Here is a 26341-nt window from a genome sequence, read left to right as displayed (position 1 = left end):
ACTGGTCGGGGGTGGGCGGGGCCGGGTTGGGTGGCGTGAGGCCGGATTGGGCGGGGTGAGGGCAGGGTGGGCGGGGTGAAGGCCAGGGCGGGCAGGGCCGGGTTGGGTGGGGTAAGGCCAGATTGGGGGTGAGGGCCGGGGTGGGCAGGGCGCGATGTGGGGGTGGGACCGGTCCGGGGGTTGGGCGGGGGTGAGTCCCCGGGGCGAACGGCCGGGTGGTGGCCAGTTTGGGTCATGGTTGTAGAGGTGGGTGGGTGGGCACTGCGAGTGACCGGGTGGGGCTGGGGTGTCGTGGCTTGGGGGTTGTGTGGGTTCGGGGGAGACGCGCGGGGGCCGTGATCTCCGGTTCGCGGCCTCGACCGCTACCCTCATTGGGTGGGTCCGTCATGGGTCTGGTTCGCCGTAGCCGCCGTCGCGGCCGTCGGCGGCGTCGCTCTGCTCGCTCGCGACCGTGCCGTCCGTACGTCACGCAACCGTGAGCGGCGCAGGTGGGCGGCGCTGCGCGGATGGCAGTTCACCGAGACCGACAACGTGCTGCCCACCCAGTGGCAGGGTGGCGCGATCGCCTACTACGAGGGTGGGACCGCGAACGATGTCGTCGCCGGGTCCACGTTCACGGCGGATGGGCGGCGCCGCGTCTATGTGTTCGACCTGGACAACGGGGGCCGGGTCAGTGCGGTGATCGCCGCGGTCCAGTGCCGCCGGAAGCACCCGGTCGTGATCGAGCTGTGGCTGCCGAGCGTGCCGTTCGAGCAGGAGCACATGCCCGAACTGCTCGGCCCGGTCGGCCAGCGGTACGCGTTCGTGTCCGACCTGGCCAAGGCTCGTGCACTGATCACTCCCGACCTGGTGGACGCGTCCGAGGAGCTGGGCGCGGACATCATGGTCGCCTGGATCGAGGACGGGTGGGTACTGGCCGCGGCGCCGGTGAACTCGAACCCGTCGCGGTTGGAGCGCCTGCTGCGTGGTCTGGGTGAGGTCGCGGATGTCATCGACCCGTTCGACGACGATGAGCCCTCCACCGACGGCACGGTCCAGTTGCCCCCGGGCCGCCACGGCCAGTCGTAGCAGTTCACGCCGCCAGCTAGGTTGGCGGTCATGCCCACCTCCCTTGTCACCGGCGCCACCGCGGGAATCGGCGCGGCCTTCGTGCGCAGGCTCGCGGCCGATGGCCATGACGTTGTGCTCATCGCCCGCACCGAGTCGCGGCTGGCGGAGGTCGCCGCCGAAATACAAGCGGTATACAACGTGCATACCGAGTGCATACCAGCTGACCTGTCCACTGTGGAGGGTCGGGCGGTGGTGGAGCGGCGGTTGCAGGCGGACCCCGTCGACCTACTGGTGAACAACGCGGGGTTCGGCACGCGTGGGCGGTTCGAGGCCGTCGAAGTCGGCTGGCTACAGCAACAGCTGGATGTGAACGTCACGAGCGTGCTGCGGCTGACTCACGCGGCGCTGCCCGGGATGATCGCGCGCGGTCGCGGTGCGGTCGTGAACGTGTCCAGCATCGCGGGGTTCTTCCCTGGGACCGGGCCCACCTACAGCGCCAGCAAGGCTTGGGTGACGGCGTTTTCCGAAGGTCTCGCCGTGCAGCTGAAGGACACCGGCGTGCGGGTGATGGCGTTGTGCCCCGGGTTCACGCGGACCGAGTTCCACGCTCGCGCCGGTGATGACACCACGACGATCCCCGACCGGCTGTGGCTGCAGGCCGACCGGGTGGTCGCCGACTGCCTCGCGGACCTGGCCAGGGGCCGGATCCGGTCCATTCCGGGTGCTCCTTACAAATTCGTGGTCGGGTTGACTAAGTTGCTCCCAGTCGGTCTGTCGCGCCGCCTGGAGAGCCGTGGCGGCCGGGACCGAACGTGAGGGGAAGGACTGATCAACCGTGAACCAGCCGCCGGGGTGGTATCCCGAGCAGCCAGGGTCCCGCGTCCTGCGCTGGTGGGACGGTACACAATGGACACAAGCGACCCAGCAGGCCGGTGATGGCAGCGCCTGGGAGGTGAACGTCGGGCGGCAGCACGACCCGTCCCGCGTCCAGCAACAGGTGCAGCAGAAAGCCGGGGTCGGCCCGGTCTCCGGTGGCGGCGGCACGCTGTTCACCGAGCCGGTGCTGGTGGTGAACCAGAAGGTCAAGCTCATCGAGATGGCCAACGAGTACTCGGTGTTCAACCAGGCCGGGCAGCAGATCGGCTCGGTCGCCGAGGTCGGGCAGAGCGCGCTGAAGAAGGCGGTTCGGTTCCTCTCCAGCTGGGACCAGTTCATGACGCACCGGCTGGAGGTGCGCGACACCATGGGCAGCACGGTGCTGCGGCTGACCCGCCCGGCCAAGCTGATGAAGTCGCGGATCATCGTCGAGCAGCCCAACGGCCACCAGATCGGCGAGATCGTGCAGGAGAACATGATCGGCAAGATCAGGTTCGCCTTCGTGGTCAACGGCCAGCAGGTCGGCGGCATCCAGGCGGAGAACTGGCGGGCGTGGAACTTCATGATCCACGACCACACCGGCCAGGAGATCGCCCGGATCACCAAGACCTGGGAGGGCTTCGCCAAGACCATGTTCACCACGGCCGACAACTACGTGGTGCAGATCCACCGGCAGCTGCAGAACCCGCTGATCAGCCTCGTCGTCGCCTCGGCACTGACGGTGGACACAGCACTGAAACAGGACGACCGAGGATTCGGCTGAGCCACCGATGCCCCCGGACCGCCGGGGGCATTTCCTTTATATGCCAACAGAATCCACCCGCGGGCGGCGTCCGGCTCGGGGCACTCATCACGGCCACGTTGCGGGCTCTCCGCGAGGAGGGCCCGCAGTTCCTGATCAAGGAACTGTGCCGGTCGCTCATGTGACTGGACACCAGGTGGTCTACCTGGCGAAGCGCCACATCGCCGATCCCCGCCCGCTGCGCCGAACGGGCGCCCGGGACGCGGCTCATCTGTCTGACCCATCACCGTTGCGGCTTACCGGCGATCACGAAGACGCCTTCCGGGTGCGCACCGGCACCGCCTCAGAGTCATAGCCTCGCTGCGCAACCTCGCGATCAGCACGCTGCGCCTGGCCGGGACCCACCACAATTGCGGCTCCTGTGCCTGGCCGACCCACCATCGTTGCGGCTGGCTGCGCCCACGCCGCGACGAGGGTCCCCTCCCAGGGGGAACCCCTGATTTCACGATCTCATGGAGGGGAGACGGAATCGGGGGCGCGAGGGTGTGGGTGGGGGTGGTTGTCCACAGGGGTGCGGGTTGTCCACAGGTGAGGGGTGGGTGGTTGTCCGGGGTGGGGTCAGTCGAAGAGGCTGGTGCGGAAGTCCTCGTTGATCTCGGCGAGGAAGGTTGTGGCGGCCGTCAGTTTGTCGGCGTCCCAGCCGTGCAGGGCTTTGGCTAGGAGGTCGACTTGAGTTTGGCGCCACTCTTCCAGGACGCGCTCACCTTCGGGGGTGACGCGCAGCAGGGCCACGCGGCCGTCCTCCGGGGCGCGGCGGCGTTCGATCAGGCCGAGTTTCTCCAGTTGCGCGGCCTGGCGGCTGACCACCGAGGCATCCACGAACCGTTGGTCGGCCAGGTCGGACACGCGGGTCTCGCCGGTGGCCGACAGCAGCGCGAGCAGCTTGCCCGCGCCCGGCTGGAGGCGGGAGTCCTGCCAGTTGCGCATGGTCACCGCGTGCTGGACCTCGACGAGCGAGCGGATCTGCCGGAGCATCGCGACGTAGTGTTCGGCGGTCGGCTTCATCGCCCTACCTCCACCGTTTGGTTGCTGATGACAACTATATCCGGTCAGAGGTCGTGGTTGAGCTTCGCGAGCAGTGCCGAGAACGACGTGATGTCCTCCGTCGACCAGCCTTCGAAGATCGCGCGGAGTCTGGCCCGGCGGTCGGTCCGCACCTTGTCCAGCCGGGCGGTGCCGACGTCGGTCAGCTGGACCTGCCGGGCCCGCCCGTCGGTGGGGTCGGCGACCCGTTCGACCAGGCCGAGTTCCTCCAGCCGGGCGATCTGCCTGCTGACGGTCGACTTATCCAGGCCGGTGCGCTCGACCACGTCCGCCGCGCGCACTGGCGAGATGTCGCCGAGGTGCAGCAGCATCGCGTAGCAGGCCGCGTCCAGGCCCGGGTGGATCTGGGCGGCGAGGCTCAGCGAGACGCTGCGGGCGCGGCCGAACAGCACCGACAGCTCACGTTCGAGGTCGTGGGCCGCGGTCTCACGGTCGCCGGAGGGATGGGTCGTACTCACTACCCAGAAGTCTGCACCACTCCTGTCCACGGGCGTGGCGTGCCCTTCGCGCCAAAGTAGTCACCACCTTTGCGCTTCACGTCGTCGGTGCCCCAGTCGCGGGTGCGTTCGACCGGCTGCAGCCGGGGAATGTGTTTGCGGCAGTGGATGTAGGCCTCCTCGACCTGCACCACCACCCAGCGCTCCGGGGTCCGGCCGCGGTCGTGCTCGGCCGGCACGTCCGGATACTGCTCGCGTATCTCGGCGTCCTCAAGCACCCGCGCCTTGCCGTTGACGTGCAGGCCGATCAGGTCCCGGACGAAGTCGACCATGAGGATGGCCAGGTGCGGGTTCTCGCTGATGTTGCCGAGGCTGGCGAGCACGCCGTTGCCGCGGTACTCGGGGTAGGCGATGTGCCGCGAGTCGAGCACGCGCAGGAAGCCCGGCGGGCCGGCGCGGAAGGTCGAGTCGCACTCACCGGAGGCGTCGGCGGTGGCGACGAACGCCATCTCCATCCGGCCGATGAACTCGATCATCGCCTCGTTGAGATGGTCGAGCAGCTGGTTCTCGTAGAACTTCTTGGCCCGGTCACGGGTACCGTACGCACACTGGAGGAGATGCTCACCATGGGATCCGGGCAGGTCATCGGCCTCGGAGTCGAGCAGCGGGTCGACGACGGCCGCCAGCGCGGGCCTGGGCGGATCGGCGAGTTCCAGGTCCAGCAGGTGCGCCTCGGCGGTGCCGGTGGGGGTCGGGGTTGCGGAAGGCACGGCGGTAACAGTTTCATATCGGGCGTGGACCGCACAGACCGCCCGTCAGTGTTCAACCGGATGAGGGACCTTCCTCAACATTCGGTGACGTACAAGTACACGAAGGTGGCATCAAGGCGGACTTCCAACGAGAATCGGGTTAGTGTCCAACCCTGTCGGGGGATGGATGCATGAGAAACGTGACGCCCAAGATCGGGTCGTCTGAGCCAGAGGTTGGAGTCCGTGCCCCGACCATGACAGCAAACGCCCTAGTGAGCCCGATACCCCAGACACCAAGGTCCGCGACGACCACGCCGTCGAGATCCGCGGACGCCAGCACCGGCGCGACCGCCATGGTCCGCCTGGTCCGCGAGAGCTTCGCCGTCGTCGAGCCGCAACAGGACGAGGTCGCCAAGTTCTTCTACGGGATGCTGTTCAGCCTGTCCCCCACCGCGCGGGAGATGTTCCCCGCGAACATGGAGATTCAGCGGTCCCGGCTGCTGCGTGCCCTGGTGCACGTGGTGCAGCTGGTCGACCGCCCGGACGACCTGAACCCGTTCCTCCGCCAGCTCGGCCGCGACCACCGCAAGTTCGGCGTGGTCAGCGCCCACTACGAGGCGGTCGGCACGGCGCTGATCGCGGCGGTGAAGAAGTTCGCCAAGAAGTCCTGGAGCGACGAGATCGAGCGCGCCTGGGCCGAGGCGTACACGATCATGGCCCGGGCGATGCTGGACTCCGCGAACGCCGAGGACGGCCCGGCCTGGTGGCCGGCGACCGTGGTCGAGCACCGGGCGATCAGCTGGGACCTGGCGGTGATCACCGTCCAGACCGACCACCCGATCGGCTACACGCCTGGCCAGTACCTCAGCGTGGAGTCCCCGCACCGGCCGCGGCTGTGGCGGTACCTCTCGCCGGCCAACGCGCCCCGCGAGGACGGCACGATCGACTTCCACGTCCGCAACGTCGAGGGCGGCTGGGTCAGCCGCGCGATCGTCCGGCACACCCGCCCCGGCGAGGTGTGGCGGCTGGGGCCGCCGATGGGCCGGATGCGGATCAACCGCGAGAACGGCCGGGACTTAGTCATGGTCGCCGGCGGAACCGGTCTGGCACCGATGCGGGCGATCATCGACGAGCTCTGCCAGTGGGGGGAGAACCCACGCGTGCACCTGTTCTACGGCGGGCGCGTGCTGGAGGACCTGTACGACCTGACCAACCTGCAGCAGCTGGCCGCGAGCAACCCATGGCTGACCGTGGTCCCGGTGCTGGAGTCCGAGCCGGACGCAACCGGCGTGGAGCACGGCACGCTGGCCGACGTGGTGACCCGCTACGGCGCATGGGCGGAACGGGACGTGCTGGTGAGCGGCTCGCCGGGGATGATCCGGTCGACCGTGTCCCGCATGCTCGTCGCCGGCACCCCCCTGGACCACATCACCTACGACCCGTTCACGCTGGACTGACTGGGGCTCCTTCTGGCCGCCGCACCCGGAAGGCTGCCGCGGTCGTGCCGTGCGTGCGTCAGACAGTCAGCGCCGCAGCCGCCGCGCGCCTCCGTTCGCGATTGCCGAGCAGATCGGTGCTGTCCGCGAACTGGTCGATGGCCCCGGTGAGCGGCAGAGCGCGCAGCTCAGGGTCGGCGATACCGGCGATCAGCGCCTGACTGAACCGTTCGGCGTGCAGGACCTGGAACGGGCGATCGTGATACGACCGGGTGCTGGGATCCACCGGCGCGGTCAACCCAAGGTCGTTGTGCAGCTGTCCGATGGCGGTGTACGCCTTCGCCAGGTGGTTCTCCCGGTCATGCCAGGTCGTGGCCGTCAGGGTCGCGGTCAACGACGGAGTGGCGGCGAAATCCAGCCGGGCGAAAGCGCTGCCGAGCCATTTGCTGTACGGCGGGTAGCGGCGGTACATGAGCAGAGTCAGCCGCATCAGGTCGCGAACCAGACGAGCGGCGACAACGGCCGAGCCGAGCTCGTCGCCGACCTCACCGCAACGGCCGACAAACGCCTCCTCCTCGGAAACGCGCTGCCATTGGCAGGCGAGGACATACCGCCACACGTCCTCGGGGTACCAGTCGAGTGCAGAGCGAGCATGCGTGAGCCCGAGTTCGTCGTGGAACACAGCGCCTGCGGTGACCTCGGCCAGTACCTGGGTCGGCGTGGCCAGCCAGTCGAACGGGGAGACACCGGACCGTGGATCGAAACCCAGGTGCCCGTCGAACCAGGCATCCAGAGTGGTGACGTCGACGCCATGGGACACCGGACCGTCGGTGAACTCCATGAAGCGAACCCGGCCGGCCGACGACAGATTCGTCGGATACCCGTAGAACGTCTTCGGCAGTTCCTCGCTCAACATCGAGACGATGTCCTGAGCGCGCTGGTCCTGCGGCTGCAGGAACAACTGCAGGCGCGGCCCCCAGTCGTGATCGGCCGAGCGGGCGGTGTCGAACCCGAGCACCTCCGAGCCGGGCCCGATCCGGGCGGCGGTGTGCGGGATCTCGCCACAATGCGCATGCACCACAGGCAGCACGGCCTCGACGTAGAAGCGGCGCGACAGCTCCACTCCCGGGATGAACGTTCCCATGGCCGGAGATGGTGTCGCGCAAGGCTGAGCGGACGCGACCGGTTATTGGAAACGCCCCCGAATGCCGGGGCGTTCGGGGGCGTTGAAAAGTTCAGCGACGGGGCTGCGGTTTCCAGACCACTAAAGCCGTTTGGCGGCGGACCGGGACGAGTTCGTGCCTGTAGGACTTGTGGATGGCCGCGGCCGCCTGCTCAGCCGCAGCGTAGGCGGCCGCCAGCTCCTCGCTCAGCTCCCGGACCCGGTTCTGTAAGGCGTCCACCTGGTTCTCCAGGTGGATGATCCGCTTGATACCGGCCAGGTTCACGCCCTCCTCCTGGGAAAGGCGCTGCACCTCGCGCAGGACCGCGATGTCGCGCATCGAGTACCTGCGGCCGCCGCCGGAGGTCCGGCCGGGGGAGACCAGCCCGAGGCGGTCGTAGCTGCGCAGCGTCTGGGCGTGCAGGCCGGACAGCTGCGCCGCCACCGAGATCACGAAGATGGGCGTGTCCTCATCGGCGTTCACTGGGAACGGGACTCCGCTGGGGAACATCAGTCGCTCCTCTGCTTCAGCAACGCTGTCAGCTCGGGACGCGGGTCCTCACCCGCGGTGGCCTGTGCGTACGCCTCGAGCGCGGCCTTCGCCTCGTCGTTGAGCTTGGCCGGGACGGCGGCCTGCACGGTGACGAGCAGGTCCCCGGTCGCGCCCTCTCGTTTGACGACGCCCTTGCCGCGCACGCGGAACACCCGGCCGTTGGCCGTGCCGGGCGCCACCCGCAGACTCACCTTGCCGTCGAGGGTCGGCACCGTCAACGTGCTGCCCAGCGCCAGCTCCTGGAACGTGACCGGCACGCTGATGGTGATGTCGTTGCCGGCCCGGCCGAACACGCTGTGCGGGGTCACGTGCACGCGGACGTACAGGTCCCCCGCATGGCCGCCGTTCTGGCCCGGTTCCCCTTGCTCGGCGAGGCGGATCTTTTGGTCGTCCTCGACCCCCGCCGGGATGCGCACGGTCAGCGTGCGGCTCTTGGTGCTGATGCCGTCGCCGCCGCACTCCGGGCACGGGTCGTCCACGATCCGCCCGGTGCCGCGGCAGTCCCGGCACGGCTCGCTGAACGCGAACGCGCCCTGGCTGCGGTTGATCAGGCCGGCGCCGTTGCAGGTCGGGCAGGTGCGTGGGGATGTGCCCGGCCGTGCGCCGTTGCCGTTGCAGGTGCCGCAGGTCGACGGGCTGGACAGCCGCAACGGCACCGTGGCGCCCTTGACCGCCTCCAGGAAGTCGATCCGCACCTCGGTCTCCACGTCGGCGCCGCGGCGGGGGCGGCCGGCGGCCGAACCCTGGCCGCGGCGACCGAACAGGCCGCCGAGGATGTCGCCGAGACCGCTGAACCCGCCACCGGCCGCGCCCTGGCCGCCGGTGCCGAACAGGTCGCCGACGTCGAACCCGCCACCGCCGGTGCCGAAACCGCGCAGCCCGCCGGACCCGAACAGCCGCCGGGCCTCGTCGTACTGCTTGCGCTTCTCCGGGTCGCCCAGCACGCCGTACGCCTCGGACACCGCCTTGAACCGGGCCTCGGCCTCGGCGTTGCCCGGGTTGGCGTCCGGGTGCAGCTCACGGGCCAGCTTGCGGTACGCCTTCTTGATGTCCGCGTCGCTCGCCGTGGACGAGACGCCCAGCTCGCGGTAGAAGTCCTTGTCGATCCAGTCTCTAGCACTCACCGGACGTCCCCTCCCTTCGGCCTATTGCAGTCACCCTTGGTCGGACGGCTCGCCATCGGACGGCTCGATCCATTCCGCTTCAACGGGTTTCTGCTCTTCCGGCTCGTGGTCGGTGACCGCCACGAGCGCGGGCCGCAGCACCCGCTCACCGAACCGGTAGCCGCGCCGCAGCACGGCCGTCACCGTCGGGCCGGACACCTCGGGGGACGTGCTGTGCTGCACGGCCTCGTGCACCGCCGGGTCGAACGGCTCGCGCTCGTGCCCGAACGGTTCGAGGCCGACCCGCTGCACCGTGGCGATCAGCTTGTCCGCCACCGACTTGAACGCACCGGTGAGGTCGCCGTGCGCGGCCGCGCGCTCGACGTCGTCGAGCACACCGAGCAGCTCGTTCACCACCGAGGCCTTGGCCCCGGCGATGACACCCTCGCGGTCGCGGTCGACCCGCTTGCGGTAGTTGGCGTACTCCGCCTGCAGCCGCTGGAGGTCGGCCGTGCGCTCGTCGAGCTGCGCCTGCAACAGCGCCTCCCCGACGATCCCGGCCGGCTCCTCCGTGGCCGCGTGCCTGCCGCCCTCGGCGGCACCCGCCTCGTCGGCGGGCACCTCCTCGGCCACCGGCCGGACCTCCCCGGTCTCCGGGTCGATCCGCCGGCGGTCACGCACTACCACGCGCTCTTCCCCGCCCTCGGCGGGACGCTGCTCGTGATCACTCACTTCTTCTCGTCCTCGTCGACGATCTCGGCGTCAACAACGTCGTCCTTCGGCGGGGCGCCGGCACCGGCCGACGGGCCGCCCTCGGCACCGCCACCGGCGGCGTTCGCGGAGGCGTACATCGCGGCGCCCATCTCCTGGGAGACCTGCGAGAGCTTCTCCACCGCGGCGGTGATCTTCGCGGTGTCCTCGCCCTTGAGCGCCTCGTTGGTCTCCGCGATGGCCGCGGACACCTTCTCCTTGGCGTCGGCCGGGACCTTCTCCTCGTTGTCCTTGAGGAACTTCTCGGTCTGGTAGACCAGCGTCTCGGCCTGGTTGCGGGTCTCGGCCTCCTCGCGGCGGCGCTTGTCCTCCTCGGCGTGCGCCTCGGCGTCCTTGACCATCCGGTCGATGTCCTCCTTGGGCAGCGCGGAGCCGCCGGTGATGGTCATCGACTGCTGCTTGCCGGTGCCCAGGTCCTTCGCCGAGACGTGCACGATGCCGTTCGCGTCGATGTCGAAGGTGACCTCGATCTGCGGCACGCCACGCGGGGCGGGCGGCAGGCCGGTCAGGTCGAACGTGCCCAGCTTCTTGTTGTGCACGGCGAACTCGCGCTCGCCCTGGAACACCTGGATGCCCACGGTGGTCTGGTTGTCGTCCGCGGTGGAGAAGATCTCCGAGCGCTTGGTCGGGATGGTGGTGTTGCGCTCGATGAGCTTGGTGAACACCCCGCCCTTGGTCTCGATGCCCAGCGACAGCGGCGTGACGTCGAGCAGCAGGACGTCCTTGACCTCGCCCTTGAGCACACCGGCCTGCAGCGCGGCACCGACGGCCACGACCTCGTCCGGGTTCACGCCCTTGTTCGGCTCCTTGCCGCCGGTCAGCTCCTTGACCAGGTCGGTGACGGCCGGCATGCGGGTCGAGCCGCCGACCAGCACCACGTGGTCGATGTCGCCCAGGTTGATGCTGGCGTCCTTGATCACGTTGTGGAACGGCGCCCGGGTACGGTCCAGCAGGTCGGAGGTGATCCGCTGGAACTCGGCACGGGTGAGCGTCTCGTCCAGGAACAGCGGGTTCTTGTCCGCGTCCACCGTGATGTAGGGCAGGTTGATGTTCGCGCTGGTGGAGCTGGACAGCTCGATCTTGGCCTTCTCGGCGGCCTCACGGATGCGCTGCAGCGCCATCTTGTCCTTGGTCAGGTCGATGCCGCTGGACTGCTTGAACTTGTCCACCAGCCAGTCGACGATCCGCTGGTCCCAGTCGTCGCCACCGAGGTGGTTGTCACCACTGGTCGCACGCACCTCGACGACGCCGTCGCCGATCTCCAGCAGGGAAACGTCGAACGTGCCGCCACCGAGGTCGAAGACCAGGATGGTCTGCTCCTTCTCGCCCTTGTCCAGGCCGTAGGCCAGGGCGGCCGCGGTCGGCTCGTTGACGATCCGCAGCACGTTCAGGCCGGCGATCTGACCGGCCTCCTTGGTGGCCTGACGCTGGGCGTCCTCGAAGTAGGCGGGCACGGTGATGACCGCGTCGGTGATCTGCTCGCCCAGGTAGGACTCGGCGTCCCGCTTGAGCTTCTGCAGTACCCGCGCGGAGATCTCCTGCGCGGTGTACGTCTTGCCGTCGATCTGCTCGGTCTTCCAGTCGCTGCCGACGTGCCGCTTGACCGACCGGATGGTGCGGTCCACGTTGGTGACGGCCTGGTTCTTCGCCGGCTGGCCGACCAGCACCTCGCCGTTCTTGGCGAAGGCGACGATGGACGGGGTCGTCCGCGAACCCTCGGAGTTGGCGATGACCGTCGGTTCACCGCCTTCGAGAACGGCGACGACAGAGTTGGTCGTCCCCAGGTCGATGCCGACCGCTCGCGCCATTTCAGTCCTCCCGGTAGTTCTGCCATCTTGAGCCTGCGACGCTCAAGTCTGCTCGGCGGAGAGTGTAACCGGCCGGACCAGACTTGAGCGGATCCCGCTCAACCTTTCTGCTAGGCCAACGGGCGGGGTCGCGGGTTTGTTCCCGGGAGGGAGCGGTTCAGCGGTAGTCGACGGTGATGTCGCCGCTGCTCGCGTGCAGGTCGAGCAGGTTCGGGCCGGCCGGGTCGTTGAGGATGTTGACCGACTCGTCGCCGCTGTCGGTCACGGCCGAGACGTGGTAGTTCTCCCCGCGCGGCACCTGCACCTTGATGTTGCCGCTGCTCGCGGTGGCCTTCACGTTCCTGACCGCCGACATGCTGAGCACCACGTCGCCGGACGAGCTGTCCACCGAGGTCTTGCCGCCCAGGTTGGTCCCGGTCACCTTGCCGGAGTGGGCCTGGATGGTGGCGTCGCCCTTCACGTCGGTCAGCCGCACGTCCCCCGAGCTGACCTCCACGACGGCGGACTGGCCCAGGCCGCTGAGCTCGGCGTTGCCCGAGCCGGTGTTCACCGTGACCGGGCCGGCGACGTTGCGAACCGTCACGTCGCCGGACCCGGCCCGCACCCCCACCTCGGACATCCCCACGACCTCGATGTTCCCCGAGCCGGCCTCGCCGATGACCTTGGCGGCCACGGGCAGCGTCAGCTCGTAGTCGATCGAGCAGTTGCGTTGGCCACACTCGGCCAGCACCAGGGTGTTGCCCTCGAACCGGGTCGTCGCGCCCGGTTTGTCGCCCTGGTAGTAGACCTTCCGGTGGATGTTGGCCTTGCTGCCGGTGTGGATGCGCACGTCACCGGAGCCGCTCTCGATCCGCACCGTGGACACCGGCTGGCCGACCGGCACGTCCTCGTCGAACGTCGAGGACGCCGCCCGGAATCCGTTGCACCCCGCGAGCAGCAGCGTCCCGGCCGCGCAGATCCCCAGTACGACAACTCGACGACGAGACATCCCCAACTCCCCGGTGACTCAAGCTTTGCTTCGACGGTGATGAACCTACGAGGCGCGGCGCCCCCGGGGCATCGGGGACCACCCGGAGCCCGACCCGGGGAGCCGACCCTGAGCCCTCTCCCGGCAAGAAACCTACGCGGGTGCGGCCGGGAACGCGGTGGTCCAGGCCACCCAATGAGCCGGGGTGCTGCCCCTACCCCCGTTCGGCGGAGCCCCTGTCTTCGTGTACACCGCGCCGGGCGCCTGGTTACCGTGCCCTTGTGACGCGCTATGACCGCAGGGCCCTGGCGGTGGCCTATGTGGAGGCTCAGCCGGAGTACCGGCACCCGGAGCGGGTGCGGCGTCAGCAGGTGCTGATGGGCCTGCAGGAGCTGTTCGGCTGCACCGTGGACGAGACCCAGCTGTCGACTGTCCACTGGGGACTGTTCGACAGCACGGTCCGGTCGTACTTCGGCATCACGCATCCCGGCCAGGCCGACGCCGATGAGCCCGCGAGGGTGCCCCTGGACACCATCGCGGACCTCAACAAACAGTCCCGCGCCGCGCACATCGACGTCCTGGAGGCGATCCTGGCCGCCTACGTCGACGACCGCGTGTTCACCTCCGAGGACCTCCACGCCATCGGCATCGACGACTAGACCGGCCTGCGACGCACCGGCGCACGGCCGTAGGGCTGGTGCGGGGTGGGCCGCCGGGGCGCGGACGGGATGGCCAAGGTCACCGGCTGCTCGCCAAGTGTGAACGCCGAACCGTGGTGCTTGAGCTCCAGCGGCTCACCGGAGATCAGCCGGTACAGCGCCTGCTCCTGGCCGACCTCCACGCGGAACCTGGTGCCGCGGTAGGACATCCGGAACGTGATCCGGGCCAGCTCCGGCGGCAGCCGCGGCGCGAAAGTCAGTTCCCCGCTGTGGTCCCGCATCCCGCCGAACCCGGCGACGACCGCGCTCCACGCGCCGGCCAGCGACGCGATGTGCAGTCCATTTTGGACGTTGTCGTGCAGGTCGTGCAGGTCGGTCAGCGCGGCTTCGGCGAAGTAGTCGTAGGCCAGGTCGAGGTGCCCGACCTCGGCGCACATCACCGCCTGCGTACACGCCGACAGCGACGAGTCGCGAACCGTCAAAGCCTCGTAGTACGCGACATTCCGCGCCTTCTGCTCGTCGGTGAACTCGTCGCCGCAGAAGTGCATCGCGAGCACGAGGTCCGCCTGCTTCACGACCTGCTTGCGGTACAGGTCGAAGTATGGGTAGTTCAGCAGCAACGGGTAGTGCTCGGGCGGCGTGTCCTTGAAGTGCCACCGCGCGTGCCGCGTGAACTTCTCCGACTGCGGGTGCACGCCGAGTTCTTCGTCGTACAGCACGACCATGGCATCCGCCGCGTCCCGCCAGCGCGCCGTTTCCTCTTCGTCCACACCGAGTTCGTGCGCCTTGCCCGGCTGGCGTTCGGCGATCACGGCCGCGTAGCGCAGGTTCCGGCGGGCCATCAGGTTGGTGTAGACGTTGTTGTCCACAATGGCGGTGTACTCGTCCGGGCCGGTGACGCCGTCGATTCGGAAGTTGCCGTGTGCGTCGTGGTGGCCGAGGCTCGACCACAGCCGCGCCGTCTCCACCAGGATCTCCAGCCCGCAGTCGGACTCGAAACCCTTGTCGTTGGTGGCGTTCAGGTACCGGATCACCGCGTCGGCGACGTCGGCGTTGACGTGGAACGCCGCGGTGCCGGCCGGCCAGTAGCCCGAGCACTCCTCGCCGTCGATGGACCGCCACGGGAACGCCGCACCGTTCTGCCCCAGCGTCTTCGCCCGTTCCCGCGCTTTGTCCAAAGTGGACCAACGCCAGCGCAGGGCGTCCCGCGCGGCCTCCGGGATCGTGTACGTGAGCACCGGCAGCACGAAGGACTCCGTGTCCCAGAAGGCATGCCCGTCGTAGCCGGGACCGGTGAGGCCCTTGGCCGGGATGGCCCTGGTCTCACCACGGGCCCCGGCCTGCAGCACGTGGAACAGCGCGAACCGGACCGCCTGCTGGAGTTCGGCGTCGCCGTCGATCTCGATGTCCGCGGTCTCCCAGAAGTCGTCCAGATAGGCGCGCTGCTCGTCGAGCAGGCCCTGCCACCCGGTCTGCAGCGCGCCGACCATTGCCGCGTCCACCTGCGCACGCAAAGCGGGCGACGACCGCTGGCTCGACCAGCCGTAAGCGATGTACTTGGTCAGCGTGAGCTTGGCGTTCTTCGGCACGTCCGCGGCAACGGTCAGCCGCGCCAGGTCCGGCAGCGCGGTGATCTCCGTGCGGATGCCGTCCTCTTCCAGGTGCAGCTCGTGGTCCATGCCCGCGGCCATCCGCAGACCCGATGAGCGCGTCGTGTGCGACAGCACCGCCCGCGTCCCGCCCGCCCAGGCGAACTCGCTGAGCAGCGGCTTGTCCAGGGCGGCGGCCACTCGCGGGTCTTCGGTGCGGGACAGGATCGGTTCGTTGGCCAGCAGGTCGGACTGGATGACCAGCTGCAGGTCGTCGTCCAGCGGCTCGACCGTGTACCGGATCGCCGCGACCGCGCGCTGGGTGAACGACACCAGCCGCTCGGTGGTCAGCCGGATGTGCCGCCCGGTCGGGGAGACCCACTCGGTGTTGCGGCGCAATGTGCCCGAGCGGAAGTCCAGCACCCGCTCGTGCGCCGGCGCGTGGCCGTAGCGCATGTCCAGCGGCTCGTCCTCGACCAGCAGCCGGATGATCTTGCCGTCGGTCACGTTGACGACCGTCTGCCCGTCCTCCGGGAAGCCGTACCCCGCCTCGGCGTACGGCAGTTTGCGGCGCTCGTAGTAGCCGTTGAGGTATGTACCCGGCAGCCCGCGCGGCTCGCCCTCCTCGAACGTGCCGCGCAGCCCGATGTGGCCGTTCGACAGCGCGAAGGTGGACTCGGTGCGGCGCAACGCATCCAGGTCGAGGCCGCGCCAGCGCAGCTGCCATGGCTCGATCTCGTACCGCGGGGTGGTTGTCATGCTGACTCCAGCAGGTCGGCCAGATCCTCTACGACCACATCAGCGCCGTGCTCGCGCAGGGCTTCCGCCTGGTGCGCGCGGTCCACGCCGACCACGTAACCGAAGTTGCCCGCGCGCCCGGCCGCCACCCCGGACAACGCGTCCTCGAACACCGCGGCCTCGGCGGGGTCGACGCCAAGTGCCTTGGCACCGGCCAGGAACGAGTCCGGCGCGGGCTTGCCGCGCAGCCCTTGCTGGGCGATGGTCAGGCCGTCCACTCTGGCCTGGACGAACTGCGTCAGGTCGGCGGCATCCAGCACAGCGGCGCCGTTGGCCGACGAAGTCACGACCCCGACCTTCAGCCCTGCGGCACGAGCGGCCTCGACATAACGGCGTGATCCCGGGTAGGGCCGCACGCCCTCCTCCTCGATCACCTTGAGCAGCAGCACGTTCTTCTTGTTGCCCACACCGTTGACGGTGGCCTCACCGGGCGGATCGTCCGGTTTGCCCTCGGGGAGCTGGATTCCTCGTGACGCGAGGAACTGGCGCACACCGTCGGCACGGGGCCGTCCGTCCACATGGTCCAGGTAGTCCTGTTCCGTGAACGGGCGGAAGTCCGGCCCGTCGTGGTGCGCCAGGAACTCGTCGAAGGTCCGTTTCCACGCCCGCTTGTGCAGCTCGGCGGTGCCGGTCAGCACTCCGTCGAGATCGAACAGCAGGGCTTTGATCGCATCCGGCAGTCCCATCACACGGCCGAACCTACCGCGCTGGCTCGGAGGATGCCGTCAGACGGCGGACACTCGTAAGAACCAGTTCACTTCGCCGCGGCGGCCGCGGCGATCTGCCGCACGACCAGCGGCTGGCCGTCCGGCGACTTCACGGTCGGGTTGACCGAGTAGATGAGCTTGCGCGCCAGGTCGCGGGTGGCGAAGACACCACTGGAGTAGCCGTAGCGGCTACCGGTCTTGCCCCACACCGTCATGCCGTCCACGGTGACCTTCATCAGCCCCTGGCTGTAGGCCGCGTCCGTGCCGTCGACCTGCTTGACCTTCGGCAGGGTGAACAGGCGGTTCGTCATCGGCCGGTCCAGCAGGCGGCCGCGGAACAGGCCGGTGATGAACTTGTCCAGATCCGCCGCGGTGGAGATGACCGCGCCCGCGGCGCCGGGGATGGACTGGTTCATCTCGGTGACGTCCACCAGCTCGCCCCTGGTGTTGGTGATGTAGCCGCGGGCCGCCGGGTTGGGCAGGTGCGGGTCGTCGCCCGGGTCGTAGGTGTGCGCCAGGCCGAGTGGGGCGGCGATCCGGTCGCGCAGGTTGTCCGCGTAGGAACGCCCGGTGACCCTCTGGATGATCATGCCCGCGGTCACGTACGCGGTGTTGGTGTACTTCTGCTCGCTGCCCGGCGTGAAGTCGATGGGGTGCTTGGTCGCGGTCGCCAGCACCTGCTCGGGTGACCAGTGGTCGTAGCGGTGTTCGATGATCCAGTCCGGGTTGTACAGCTCCGGGATGTCCACGGACGGCAGACCGGCGGTGTGGTCGAGCAACGTGTACACCGGGACGGGCGGGTAGCTCGCGGGCAGCACGCCGGGGAGGTACCGCTGCACGGGTGCGTCGAGGCTGATCCGGTGCTCCTGCGCCAACTGCAGCACCATCACCGCAGTGAACGTCTTGGTCGCGCTGCCGATCCGGAACAGGCCGTCCGGGTTCACCGGGGTGTGGCTCTGCGTGTCGGAGTACCCGGAGGTGCCGGACCAGTCACCGGCCGATCCCGTGATCCGCACCAGCGCGCCGGTGACATCCGCCGAAGGAACGGTGGCGAGCGCGGCCGTCAGGGCCTTGTCGTTCGGCTTCGGCAGGCAGGCGGCCTGAGCGGGCACCGCCGTCAGGGCGACTGCGGCGGCGGCGATAGCGGCGATGGCTGCTTTTCTCATGCCGCAGAGCTTGTCGGTCCGGCGCCGGCCGGCCATCCGGGAACGACCCTGGATCGCGAAGATCAGGGTCGTGAGGGTCGCATCAGGTACGCGACCACCGGCTGGAGGTCCTGCAGCGACGGCGGGTCGTCGTCGATCAGGCCCTGCACGAGCAGCCCGTCGATGCCCGCCAGGAACGCCCGGAACGCGACCTCGTCGTCGTGCTGCACCAGGCTCGTGAGCACGTCGAGCCACAGCCGGGCGGCGGGCCGCAGGCCGGGCCGGCGAGCGGCGAACAGGTACAGCTCGTACTCGGCCATGGTCCGGCCGCGGTGCGGGCCGAGCGCCTCCACCATCATCTCGGCCACCTCCCGGGCACCCTGACTTCCCCGGATCCGGGCGCGTTCGACGAGGTCCCGCACGGCCACCGCGAACCCGTCGGCGCACCAGGTCAAGGTCGCGATGAGCAGGTCGTCGAGGCTGGAGAAGTGGTACGTGGTCGAGGTCGTGGGCACGCCGGCCTCGCGGGCGACGGTCCGGTGGGTGACCCCGGCGACGCCGTCCCGCTCGATCACCCGCAGCGTGGCCTCGATCAGCTCCTGGCGCCGCCGTTCGCCGCGGGCCTTGCGGCCGTCCACAGCCTGTCCGATCAGTGTGATCTCCCCAGCTCGAGCAGCACGACCCCGCCGATGATCAGCGCGAGGCCGCCGATCATGGTCCAGGTGACCGGTTCGTTGAGGAACACGGCCCCGATCAGGGCGACCGCGGCGATCCCAGCGGCGGCCCAGATCGCGTAGGCGACCCCGACCGGGAACCCGTCCTTGAGCAGGCGGGACAGCACGCCGAACGCCACCAGGTAGCCGACCACCACGACGACGCTCGGCACGAGTCTGGTGAAGCCGTCGGACAGCTTCAGCGCGGTCGTGGCGGACACCTCGCCGACGATCGCGACGGCCAATAGCAGGTACGGAGGCATACGTCCAAACTAACGGGACGATGGTCCCAATACCTAGCGATTTTGCGCGATCCACGCCACACAGGCGTGGTTACTGGTGAGTAACCTCGGCTAGCTTGCGCTTGTGCTGCGCCCCGCCGGACAGGCTGGGCGGAACGAGAGGGGCGCGTGAGATGAGTGGCTTGGGACTGGTCCTCGGGATCGTCTGCGTGCTGCTGACCGCGGTCGCGGTCGTGCTGACGACCCGGACCGTGCGGCGCATGCTCGCCACCATCCGGCTCGGCCAGCCGGACTCCACCCGCAACGGCCCGTTCGGCCGCCGCTTCAAGATCATGCTCAAAGAGGTCCTCGGCCACACCAGGATGCTCAAGTGGAGCCACGTCGGCATCGCGCACTGGTTCGTGATGGCCGGGTTCGGTGGCCTGATCCTGAGCGTCGTGGCGGCCTACGGCGAGGTCTTCCACCCGAGCTTCGAGCTGCCGGTCATCGACCACTGGTCGGTCTACAACGTGCTGGTCGAACTGCTCGGGGTGACCACCATCCTGGGCATCCTGGCGTTGATCCTCATCCGCCAGCGCAACCACCCGCGCCGGGCCGACCGCCAGTCCCGGTTCGCCGGGTCGAACTTCAGGGCCGCGTACTTCGTCGAGGCCGTGGTGCTCATCGAGGGCATCGGCGTGCTGGGCATCCGCGCCGCCAAGTACGCCAACGGCTACTTCGACCAGCCGGTCTGGGTCGCGCCGGTCACGCACGCGGTCGGCTCGCTGCTACCGGCCGCGCCCTGGCTGGTGTCCGCGTTCGCCGCGATGAAGATCTTCAGCGCGATGATCTGGCTCATCGTGATCTCGCAGAACAAGACCATGGGTGTCGCGTGGCACCGGTTCACCGCGTTCTTCAACATCTACTTCAAGCGCGACGAGGGCACGGCTTTGGGCGGGCTGAAGCCGATGATGAGCGGCGGCAAGCTGCTCGACTTCGAGGAGGCCGACCCGGAGAAGGACGTCTTCGGCGCGGGCATGGTCGAGGACTTCAGCTGGAAGGGCTGGCTGGACTTCACCACCTGCACCGAGTGCGGCCGCTGCCAGTCCCAGTGCCCGGCCTGGAACACCGGGAAACCGTTGTCCCCCAAGCTGGTCATCACCCAGCTGCGCGACCACGCCTACGCCAAGGCGCCGTACCTGCTGGCCGGCGGCAAGCGGGACATGGCCGGCGACGAGATCGGCCTCGACTCACACGCGGGCATCGACGTGCTGGCGCTGGCCGAGTCGGAGAAGTCCCTGGTCGGCGATGTAATCGATCCCGAGGTGCTGTGGTCCTGCACGACGTGTGGCGCGTGCGTGGAGCAGTGCCCGGTGGACATCGAGCACGTCGACCACATCGTCGACATGCGCCGCTACCAGGTGCTGATCGAGTCGAACTTCCCGAGCGAGCTGAACGGGATGTTCAAGAACCTGGAGAACAAGGGCAACCCGTGGGGCCAGAACGCCAAGGACCGGCTGGCCTGGACCGAGGGCCTGGACTTCGAGGTGCCGGTGTTCGACGGGTCGGACGACTTCGAGTACCTGTTCTGGGTCGGCTGCGCGGGCGCGTTCGAGGACCGCGCGAAGAAGACCACCCGGGCCGTCGCTGAACTGCTGCACATCGCTGGAGTGAAGTACACGGTGCTCGGTTCCGAGGAGGCCTGCACCGGCGACCCGGCCCGCCGCGCGGGCAACGAGTTCCTGTTCCAGATGCTGGCGCAGCAGAACGTCGAGGTGCTCAACGGCGTGTTCGAGGGCAAGGCGGTCCGCAAGATCGTCGCCACCTGCGCGCACTGCTTCAACACATTGGCGAACGAATACCCCGAACTGGGTGGCAAGTTCGAGGTGGTCCACCACACGCAGTTGCTGAACCGCCTGGTGCGCGAGCGTCGCCTGGTCCCGGTCGCGCCCGTCGCCGAGGACGTGACCTACCACGACCCCTGCTACTTGGGGCGGCACAACAAGGTCTACGAGGCACCGCGCGAACTGGTGGAGGCCTCGGGCGTGGCGATGCGTGAGATGCCGCGGCACGGCGACAAGTCGATGTGCTGCGGTGCCGGTGGTGCACGGATGTGGATGGAAGAGCGGATCGGCAAGCGCATCAACGTCGAACGCGTCGACGAGGCCCTCGGCACGGCGCCGACCAAGATCGCGACCGGCTGCCCGTTCTGCAAGGTGATGCTGAGTGACGGCCTGACCGCCCGGCAGAGTGAAGGCCTTGCCGCGCCGGAGGTTGAGGTGCTGGACGTGTCGCAGCTGCTGCTCAACGCAGTCAAGCGCGGCCAGGAGACCCCTTCGAAGCAACCCGCCGCTCAGGCGTGAGCCCGGCCGGTCGCGCTGAGGCGCCCCCTCGACTCAGCGCGACCGGTCTGCCAGCGATCCGTCGACGAACGCCCGCAATCCTTCGACATAGGTGTCTTTGGCGGTCAGTTCCGCCCAGCGGTCGCCGATGGCGGCCAGATGCGGCAGACGGGACGCGTCGAGGCCGCTGAAGACGTTGTCGCGGTACACCGGGCGTTCGTCTTCACGGCGCCGGGCGGAGTGCGCCCGGACCAGCAGCTCACCGACCGTGTAGTACCAAATGCCGCGGTAGAGGACGACCGCCTGTTCGGGACTGCAACCGGCATCGACTGCGCCGCCGACAATGCCTTCGACCATCCACAACGCCGACTCGCCGAGCAGGTCGTCGGCGGTCAGAACCTCGACGGCCCAAGGCATCGCCGCTAGTGAGTCGTGCATGGTCGTTGCGGCGGCGAGGATCCGGTCTCTTGGCGTGCTCGGCAGTTCGGGCCGCTCGATCTGTTCGGCGTAGTGCCCCAGCAGCTGGATCAGCAGGTCTTCCTTGTCCCGCACGTGGTGGTAGAGGGTCGTCACGCCGACATCCAGCTCGGCGGCGAGCCGGCGAAGGCTCAGTTTCTGCACACCGTCCCGTTCGACCAGCAGCCGAGCCGCCGTGAGGATCTGCTCGCGGGAGGTCACGGCCGGGCGGCCGGGACGGCTGTTCGTGACGGGTCGGGGCATGGCCTCCATCTTTCCCGCCTCGACAGGCGCACCCTCGCGATGCTAATTTCGGAACGCGTTCGAAAACTACCCCTGGGGGCATCGATGGACACCCGGCGATCCGTCTTACTGGTTTGTTTGTCCGTGTTCGGCCTGATGACCGGGCAGCAGATGGTCAACCCGGTCCTCGCGCCGCTGGCCCGTGAGCTGGGCTTCAGCGAGCTGGCGCTCGGGCTCGTGATGGCGGTCGGCGCGTCCGGCGTCGTGCTGGCCAGCTCGTTCTGGGGCCGCCGGAGCGTGTCGTGGGGACACCGGCCGGTGCTGCTGATCTCGTTGGCGGGTGCGCTGGTGGGCCTGCTGGCGTTCGCGGTCATCGCCCAGATCGGGTTGACCGGCGCACTCGCCGTGCCACTGCTGTTCGGGTTGGTCCTGCTCAGCCGTGGCCTGGTGTTCGGCCTCGCGTGGGCCGCGACACCGGTGACCGCACAGTCCTATGTGGCCGACATGACCACCGGTGCGGCCGAACGAGTGCGCGGCATGTCCATGATCGGTGCGGCACAAGGACTCGGGCTCGCCGTCGGTCCCGCTTTGGGTGGGCTGCTGAGTTTCTCGGGTCTGCTGACGCCGATGTACATCGCGCCGGCGATTCTGGGCGTGATCGCGCTGCTCGTCTGGCGTGGCCTGCCTGCACCGGCGGTGCACCGGGAACGGCCCGTGATGGTCAGGGTCAGCCCGTTCGACCGTCGTATGTGGCCGTTCCTGACCACCGGGTTCGGCATGTACCTGGCGCTGGCCATCGTGTTCATGACGGTCGGTTTCCTGCTGCAGGACCGGTTGCGGCTGAGCCCGCAGGAGACCGGGCAGGCGACCGGGCTGGTGATGCTGGCCGGCGCGGGGATGGTCGTCCTGGTTCAGGCTTTGGCGGTGCCGCGGCTGAGGTGGGCGCCGATGCGCCTCATCCGGGTCGGCTTGGTCATCATGACGGTGGGCATGGTCGTGGTAACCGTTGCGTCGAGCGGGTTTCTGCTCGGGCTCGGGGTCGCCGTCCTCGGTACCGGCATGGGGTTCGGCATGCCCGGGGTGATGGCCGCGCCGACCCTGCTGGCCGCCCGCGAGGAACAGGGCGCGGTCGCCGGCCTGGTCAGCGCCACCTCCGCGTTGACGTTCGTGCTCGGTCCGTTGCTGGGCAACGGGCTCTACGGGATCACGCCGGTGATTCCCTACCTGCTGGGCGCGATTGTGTTGGCGGGCCTGGCGGTTTTCGCGTTCGTGCACCCCGGAGTACGCACCGAAAACCAGGTGACACCGGCCGTAGTCTCGGCTAAGTGACTACAACCGACAAGCAGCACTGGGAATCCCAAGCCGCCAACTGGATCGAGTGGGCCCGGACGCCCGGTTTCGACGCCTACTGGTACTACCGCGAACGGTTCTTCGAGATCCTGCCCAAGCCCGGTGGACTCACCGTCGACGTCGGCTGTGGTGAAGGCCGGTTATCCCGTGACCTGGCCGAACGAGGCTACGACGTGACCGGGGTCGAGCCCGCGCCAACGTTGCTGCAGGCCGCCAAGGACGCGCATCCGGAGGGCACGTACGTCCATGCGGAGGCGGCCGACCTGCCGTTCGAGTCCGACAGCGTGCAGCTTCTGGTGTCCTACAACAACTTGATGGACATCGACGATCTGGACGGCGCGCTGCGGGAGTTCGCGCGGGTGCTCACGCCGCGGACCGGGCGGTTGTGCATCACCATCGTCCACCCGGTGACCGACTCGATCGGGTTCGACGTGCGGGACGCCGACGCGCCGCTGGTCATCACCGGCGCCTACCTGCCCACCGCCGCGTTCTCGGGGGTGGCCGAGCGGGGCGGGCTGACCATGCACTTCAGCGGCTGGCACCGGTCGATCACCACCTACGCCAAGGCGTTGGAGGACGCGGAGCTGCTGATCGAGACGATCCGGGAGCCGCTGCCGGTGGACGACGCGCCCGCGGCGGCTTGGGACCGGTGGCGCCGGATGCCGATGTTCATGCAGCTCCGCGCTCTCAAGATATAGGAAAGCACTCCCGCATGACGGGATAGTTGCTTACACTAACGATCCATGAGGCGCTGGTTCATCCTCGGGACCGGGATCACGGCACAGGCGATGACGTGCACGTTCCTGTACGGCCTCGGGTTCCTGATCCCGGAGATCCAGTCGGCCGAGCATATTTCGCTGACCGGGGCCGCGACGATCATCGCCACGCCGGTACTGGGGCTGCTGGGGACCTTGATCGCGTGGGGCGCGGCCGCGGACCGGTTCGGCGAGCGGATCGTGATCGTCACCGGGATGACCGCCGCCGGGGCGCTGCTGACTGTGGCGTCCTTTGTGGACGGACTGGTCTGGCTCGGGGTCGCGCTCGCCCTCGCCGGGGCGGGCGCTGCCTCGGTGAACGCGGCCAGCGGGCGTGTGGTGATGGGGTGGTTCACCGAACGCGAACGCGGCCTGGCCATGGGCATCCGGCAGACCGCACAGCCACTCGGCGTCGGCCTGGCCGCGATCAGCCTGCCGCCGCTGGGGCACCACTTCGGGTTCCGGGCCGCGTTGCTGCTGCCCGCCGGGTTGTGCCTGCTCTCGGCGCTGCTGGTGGCGATCATCGTGATCGACCCGCCGCGCCCGGAGCGAACCACCGCGGAGACCAGTTCGCCGTATCGCACGCCGGTGCTGTGGAAGGTGCACGCGGTCGGCGCGCTGCTCGGCGGCCCGCAGATGGTCGCCTCCACGTACGCGTTGACTTATCTGGTCGCGCAACGACATTGGCAGCCCGTCGCGGCCGGTCAGCTGATCGCGGTCGTGCAGGTCGCCGGCGCGGCCGGGCGGATCGCCGTCGGCGTCTGGTCCGACCGGGTCGGCAGCAGGCTGCGGCCGATGCAGCGGATCGCCGTGCTGGCCACGATCGCGATGGTGCTGTGGGCGTTCGGCGACCTGATCGACTCGTGGCTCGCGGTGGTCGCTCTGGTGGCCGCGTTGATCGTGTCGGTGGCCGACAACGGGCTCGGATTCACCGCCACGGCGGAGTTGGCGGGGCCGTTCTGGGCGGGTCGCGCGCTGGGGTTGCACAACACCGGTCAGAACGTGGTCGCCCTGGTCGTGCCGCCCTTCTTCGGCTGGATCATCGTGAGCACGAACTACTGGACGGCGCTGCTGGTCTGCGCGGTGATGCCACTGGCCGGAGCGATCTTGTCGCCCGTGGGTGCTACTGTCGAAGACGTGCGCCCCGGAGGGCGCGCCCGGGTCCGCGGGCAGGACTGAGTCCACCTCCGAGCCAACACCGGTGTGTCATTTCTTCGCACGCCCTCCACCACGCGGACCAAGGTGGGCGAGCACGAGGAGATGACATGTCATTGCCCCCGCGTCCCGACCTGGACCAGCTCCGCCGTCAGGCCAAGGAGCTACGCCGCGCCGAAGGCATCCCGCTGGCCGCCGCCCAGCTGCGGATCGCCCGCGAGCACGGGTTCGCCAGCTGGCCCAAGCTCAAGGCCGCCGTCGAGTCGGCCCTGATGGACCGCGCCGCCCGCGCCGCCGCGCTGGTCGAGGCCAGCATGACCGGCCGGACCGGGCGAGCCGCGCGGCTGCTCGCCGAAGACCCTGGCGTGGCCCACTTCGACGTCAGGACCGCCGCTGTCCTGGGCGACATCGAGTACGTCCGGGCAGCCGGCCCGTCCGCCCTCGACGACCTGCTGCGCGTCGTCACGCACTCGCACTGGCACCGGATCGACCCGGACCGGGCGCCCGGAATGCTGGATGTGGCCCGGTTCCTGCTGGACGAGGGCGCGGACCCGAACTCGGGTGAGGCCCTGTACGGCGCCTCGGGGATCGCGAACAACCCGGCGATGACGGAACTGCTGCTGCAGCGGGGCGCCGACCCGAACGACGGGGAGTCGCTGTACCACTCGGCGTACCACGCGCCCGACCACCGCTGCCTGAGGCTGTTGCTCGCGCATGGGGCCCGGGTCGACGGCAGCAACGCGATCGGGTCGATGCTCGACACCGGCGACGTCGAGGGCCTGCGGTTACTGCTCGAGGCGGGCGGGACGCCGAGCGCGGCGATGGCCGGCGGCGTGCTGCAGCATGCGATTCGACGGGAATGCACGCCCGCCACGCTCGAAACGTTGCTTTCCGCGGGTGCGGATCCGGATTTCCAGGACTGCCACCCGTTCACGCCGATCCGGCTGGCGGTCCGGCTCGGTCGCCTGGACCTGGTCGAGGTGCTGCTGCGGCATGGCGCCACGGACGACTCGACGGATGCCGACCGGTTCGTCGGTGCCTGCGCACGGGCCGACCGGGCGGCGGCCGAACGGTTACGAGTGCCGTTGGAGCCGCACGACGAGGGCATGATCGTGTTCGCGGCCGAGTACGAGCGGGTCGAGCCGATCGAGCTGATGCTGGACATGGGGTTCCCGGTCAATGCCGTGCGGCCGTCGGACGGGGCGACCGCGCTGCACGTGGCGGCCTATTCGGGGCAGCCGGAGCTGGTCTCGCTGCTGCTCGCGCGGGGTGCGGACCTGGACGTCGTCGACACGCGGTACGGCTCGACGCCACGGCAATGGGCCGAGGTGGGTAGTGAACATCGTGGCAATGATGAGCCGGTCGCTGGGTGGGCGGCAGTCATTAACCTGCTCGATGGTGCGGCTGGGCCTCGTTCGTGATGAGGTGTGGCCAATGACTTGGAGGTGTG

General features: G+C 69.0%; 25 protein-coding genes. 10 read left to right on the top strand and 15 right to left on the bottom strand.

Features of this window, described 5'->3' with window-relative positions:
* Positions 1-375 precede the first annotated feature (375 nt).
* The 3 genes from AB0J95_RS05490 to AB0J95_RS05480 are packed head-to-tail and all read left to right on the top strand — an operon-like array spanning position 376 to position 2689.
* Positions 376-1068, top strand: coding sequence for a hypothetical protein (locus AB0J95_RS05490; protein ID WP_364752656.1), 693 nt, complete (start codon positions 376-378; stop codon positions 1066-1068).
* A 30-nt stretch (positions 1069-1098) separates the two neighbouring features.
* The gene (locus AB0J95_RS05485) at positions 1099-1866 is read left to right on the top strand and encodes an SDR family oxidoreductase (protein ID WP_364752654.1); all 768 of its coding nucleotides are present in this window, start codon (positions 1099-1101) and stop codon (positions 1864-1866) included.
* A 19-nt stretch (positions 1867-1885) separates the two neighbouring features.
* Complete coding sequence (locus AB0J95_RS05480) at positions 1886-2689, top strand: phospholipid scramblase-related protein (protein WP_364752651.1); 804 nt, start codon at positions 1886-1888, stop codon at positions 2687-2689.
* A gap of 597 nt (positions 2690-3286) precedes the next feature.
* On the opposite strand, the gene AB0J95_RS05475 is transcribed toward AB0J95_RS05480, so the two are convergent.
* Genes AB0J95_RS05475 through AB0J95_RS05465 form a run of 3 tightly spaced genes read right to left on the bottom strand, consistent with a single transcriptional unit; the run spans position 3287 to position 4979 of the window.
* Positions 3287-3733, bottom strand: coding sequence for a MarR family transcriptional regulator (locus tag AB0J95_RS05475; RefSeq protein WP_364752649.1), 447 nt, complete (start codon positions 3731-3733; stop codon positions 3287-3289).
* 44 nt (positions 3734-3777) lie between these two features.
* Positions 3778-4230, bottom strand: a complete 453-nt coding sequence (locus AB0J95_RS05470; protein WP_364752647.1) for a MarR family transcriptional regulator — start codon at positions 4228-4230, stop codon at positions 3778-3780.
* Complete coding sequence (locus AB0J95_RS05465; RefSeq protein WP_364752645.1) at positions 4230-4979, bottom strand: pyridoxamine 5'-phosphate oxidase family protein; 750 nt, start codon at positions 4977-4979, stop codon at positions 4230-4232. The genes AB0J95_RS05470 and AB0J95_RS05465 overlap by 1 nt, the downstream gene beginning before the upstream one ends.
* A 332-nt stretch (positions 4980-5311) precedes the next feature.
* On the opposite strand from AB0J95_RS05465, the gene AB0J95_RS05460 reads away from it, so the two are divergent.
* Positions 5312-6415, top strand: coding sequence for an FAD-binding oxidoreductase (locus AB0J95_RS05460; protein WP_364753504.1), 1104 nt, complete (start codon positions 5312-5314; stop codon positions 6413-6415).
* Positions 6416-6473: 58 nt separating this feature from the next.
* Here the strand turns inward: AB0J95_RS05460 and AB0J95_RS05455 are convergent, their stop codons facing one another.
* The 6 genes from AB0J95_RS05455 to AB0J95_RS05430 form a co-directional block, all read right to left on the bottom strand.
* Positions 6474-7538 carry a DUF4037 domain-containing protein gene (locus AB0J95_RS05455; RefSeq protein ID WP_364752643.1) on the bottom strand — a complete coding sequence of 355 codons (1065 nt, stop codon included), beginning with the start codon at positions 7536-7538 and terminating at the stop codon, positions 6474-6476.
* Positions 7539-7629: 91 nt separating this feature from the next.
* Positions 7630-8067 (bottom strand): helix-turn-helix transcriptional regulator, encoded by a 438-nt coding sequence (locus AB0J95_RS05450; protein WP_364752640.1) that lies wholly within the window; start codon positions 8065-8067, stop codon positions 7630-7632.
* Complete coding sequence (gene dnaJ, locus AB0J95_RS05445; protein ID WP_364752637.1) at positions 8067-9233, bottom strand: molecular chaperone DnaJ; 1167 nt, start codon at positions 9231-9233, stop codon at positions 8067-8069. Before dnaJ ends, AB0J95_RS05450 begins: the two co-directional genes overlap by 1 nt.
* Positions 9234-9263: 30 nt before the next feature.
* Entirely contained in the window at positions 9264-9944 is a 681-nt protein-coding gene (gene grpE, locus AB0J95_RS05440) for a nucleotide exchange factor GrpE (RefSeq protein WP_364752635.1), read from the bottom strand.
* Positions 9941-11791, bottom strand: a complete 1851-nt coding sequence (gene dnaK / locus AB0J95_RS05435; RefSeq protein WP_364752632.1) for a molecular chaperone DnaK — start codon at positions 11789-11791, stop codon at positions 9941-9943. The genes grpE and dnaK overlap by 4 nt, the downstream gene beginning before the upstream one ends.
* A 157-nt stretch (positions 11792-11948) precedes the next feature.
* Positions 11949-12779, bottom strand: coding sequence for a DUF4097 family beta strand repeat-containing protein (locus AB0J95_RS05430; RefSeq protein ID WP_364752630.1), 831 nt, complete (start codon positions 12777-12779; stop codon positions 11949-11951).
* Positions 12780-13039: 260 nt separating this feature from the next.
* Here AB0J95_RS05430 and AB0J95_RS05425 point away from each other — a divergent pair, with 260 nt between their 5' ends.
* Entirely contained in the window at positions 13040-13417 is a 378-nt protein-coding gene (locus AB0J95_RS05425; RefSeq protein WP_364752628.1) for a hypothetical protein, read from the top strand.
* On the opposite strand, the gene AB0J95_RS05420 is transcribed toward AB0J95_RS05425, so the two are convergent.
* From AB0J95_RS05420 to AB0J95_RS05400, 5 genes are all read right to left on the bottom strand, one after another.
* Positions 13414-15765 (bottom strand): glycoside hydrolase family 65 protein, encoded by a 2352-nt coding sequence (locus tag AB0J95_RS05420; protein WP_364752625.1) that lies wholly within the window; start codon positions 15763-15765, stop codon positions 13414-13416. The two genes, AB0J95_RS05425 and AB0J95_RS05420, sit on opposite strands and share 4 nt — an antisense overlap.
* Positions 15762-16493: a beta-phosphoglucomutase family hydrolase gene (locus tag AB0J95_RS05415; RefSeq protein WP_364752622.1), complete on the bottom strand. Its 732-nt coding sequence runs from the start codon at positions 16491-16493 to the stop codon at positions 15762-15764. Before AB0J95_RS05415 ends, AB0J95_RS05420 begins: the two co-directional genes overlap by 4 nt.
* A gap of 65 nt (positions 16494-16558) precedes the next feature.
* Entirely contained in the window at positions 16559-17677 is a 1119-nt protein-coding gene (locus AB0J95_RS05410) for a serine hydrolase domain-containing protein (protein ID WP_364752620.1), read from the bottom strand.
* A gap of 62 nt (positions 17678-17739) precedes the next feature.
* Positions 17740-18306, bottom strand: a complete 567-nt coding sequence (locus AB0J95_RS05405; RefSeq protein ID WP_364753501.1) for a TetR family transcriptional regulator — start codon at positions 18304-18306, stop codon at positions 17740-17742.
* Complete coding sequence (locus AB0J95_RS05400) at positions 18306-18632, bottom strand: SMR family transporter (RefSeq protein ID WP_364752618.1); 327 nt, start codon at positions 18630-18632, stop codon at positions 18306-18308. Before AB0J95_RS05400 ends, AB0J95_RS05405 begins: the two co-directional genes overlap by 1 nt.
* A 152-nt stretch (positions 18633-18784) precedes the next feature.
* On the opposite strand from AB0J95_RS05400, the gene AB0J95_RS05395 reads away from it, so the two are divergent.
* Positions 18785-20953 (top strand): (Fe-S)-binding protein, encoded by a 2169-nt coding sequence (locus AB0J95_RS05395; RefSeq protein ID WP_364752616.1) that lies wholly within the window; start codon positions 18785-18787, stop codon positions 20951-20953.
* Positions 20954-20986: 33 nt separating this feature from the next.
* Here AB0J95_RS05395 and AB0J95_RS05390 read toward each other — a convergent pair whose 3' ends face one another.
* Positions 20987-21652, bottom strand: a complete 666-nt coding sequence (locus AB0J95_RS05390; protein ID WP_364752613.1) for a TetR/AcrR family transcriptional regulator — start codon at positions 21650-21652, stop codon at positions 20987-20989.
* 123 nt (positions 21653-21775) lie between these two features.
* Here AB0J95_RS05390 and AB0J95_RS05385 point away from each other — a divergent pair, with 123 nt between their 5' ends.
* The 4 genes from AB0J95_RS05385 to AB0J95_RS05370 all read left to right on the top strand — a co-directional run bounded on the left by AB0J95_RS05385 (position 21776) and on the right by AB0J95_RS05370 (position 26312).
* Positions 21776-22960 (top strand): MFS transporter, encoded by a 1185-nt coding sequence (locus AB0J95_RS05385; protein WP_364753498.1) that lies wholly within the window; start codon positions 21776-21778, stop codon positions 22958-22960.
* A complete protein-coding gene (locus AB0J95_RS05380; protein WP_364752610.1) occupies positions 22957-23679 on the top strand; it encodes a class I SAM-dependent methyltransferase in 723 nt (240 codons plus the stop codon). Before AB0J95_RS05385 ends, AB0J95_RS05380 begins: the two co-directional genes overlap by 4 nt.
* 45 nt (positions 23680-23724) lie before the next feature.
* A complete protein-coding gene (locus AB0J95_RS05375) occupies positions 23725-24915 on the top strand; it encodes an MFS transporter (protein WP_364752607.1) in 1191 nt (396 codons plus the stop codon).
* A gap of 86 nt (positions 24916-25001) precedes the next feature.
* Positions 25002-26312: an ankyrin repeat domain-containing protein gene (locus AB0J95_RS05370; RefSeq protein WP_364752605.1), complete on the top strand. Its 1311-nt coding sequence runs from the start codon at positions 25002-25004 to the stop codon at positions 26310-26312.
* Positions 26313-26341 lie beyond the last annotated feature (29 nt).

Origin of the sequence: Actinocrispum sp. NPDC049592, assembly GCF_040675465.1 — a bacterium.
Classification (GTDB): Bacteria; Actinomycetota; Actinomycetes; order Mycobacteriales; family Pseudonocardiaceae; genus Kibdelosporangium.
This window is presented reverse-complemented; position numbering and strand designations above follow the sequence as displayed.

What these genes read in the sequence shown, in the direction of transcription:
- AB0J95_RS05485 (WP_364752654.1), top strand. Translation starts at nt 1,099, where the DNA reads ATGCCCACCTCCCTTGTCACCGGCGCCACCGCGGGAATCGGCGCGGCC.
- AB0J95_RS05475 (WP_364752649.1), bottom strand. Translation starts at nt 3,733, where the DNA reads ATGAAGCCGACCGCCGAACACTACGTCGCGATGCTCCGGCAGATCCGC.
- AB0J95_RS05460 (WP_364753504.1), top strand. Translation starts at nt 5,312, where the DNA reads ATGGTCCGCCTGGTCCGCGAGAGCTTCGCCGTCGTCGAGCCGCAACAG.
- AB0J95_RS05455 (WP_364752643.1), bottom strand. Translation starts at nt 7,538, where the DNA reads ATGGGAACGTTCATCCCGGGAGTGGAGCTGTCGCGCCGCTTCTACGTC.
- AB0J95_RS05450 (WP_364752640.1), bottom strand. Translation starts at nt 8,067, where the DNA reads ATGTTCCCCAGCGGAGTCCCGTTCCCAGTGAACGCCGATGAGGACACG.
- dnaK (WP_364752632.1), bottom strand. Translation starts at nt 11,791, where the DNA reads ATGGCGCGAGCGGTCGGCATCGACCTGGGGACGACCAACTCTGTCGTC.
- AB0J95_RS05430 (WP_364752630.1), bottom strand. Translation starts at nt 12,779, where the DNA reads ATGTCTCGTCGTCGAGTTGTCGTACTGGGGATCTGCGCGGCCGGGACG.
- AB0J95_RS05420 (WP_364752625.1), bottom strand. Translation starts at nt 15,765, where the DNA reads ATGACAACCACCCCGCGGTACGAGATCGAGCCATGGCAGCTGCGCTGG.
- AB0J95_RS05410 (WP_364752620.1), bottom strand. Translation starts at nt 17,677, where the DNA reads ATGAGAAAAGCAGCCATCGCCGCTATCGCCGCCGCCGCAGTCGCCCTG.
- AB0J95_RS05400 (WP_364752618.1), bottom strand. Translation starts at nt 18,632, where the DNA reads ATGCCTCCGTACCTGCTATTGGCCGTCGCGATCGTCGGCGAGGTGTCC.
- AB0J95_RS05395 (WP_364752616.1), top strand. Translation starts at nt 18,785, where the DNA reads ATGAGTGGCTTGGGACTGGTCCTCGGGATCGTCTGCGTGCTGCTGACC.
- AB0J95_RS05390 (WP_364752613.1), bottom strand. Translation starts at nt 21,652, where the DNA reads ATGCCCCGACCCGTCACGAACAGCCGTCCCGGCCGCCCGGCCGTGACC.
- AB0J95_RS05375 (WP_364752607.1), top strand. Translation starts at nt 23,725, where the DNA reads ATGAGGCGCTGGTTCATCCTCGGGACCGGGATCACGGCACAGGCGATG.
- AB0J95_RS05370 (WP_364752605.1), top strand. Translation starts at nt 25,002, where the DNA reads ATGTCATTGCCCCCGCGTCCCGACCTGGACCAGCTCCGCCGTCAGGCC.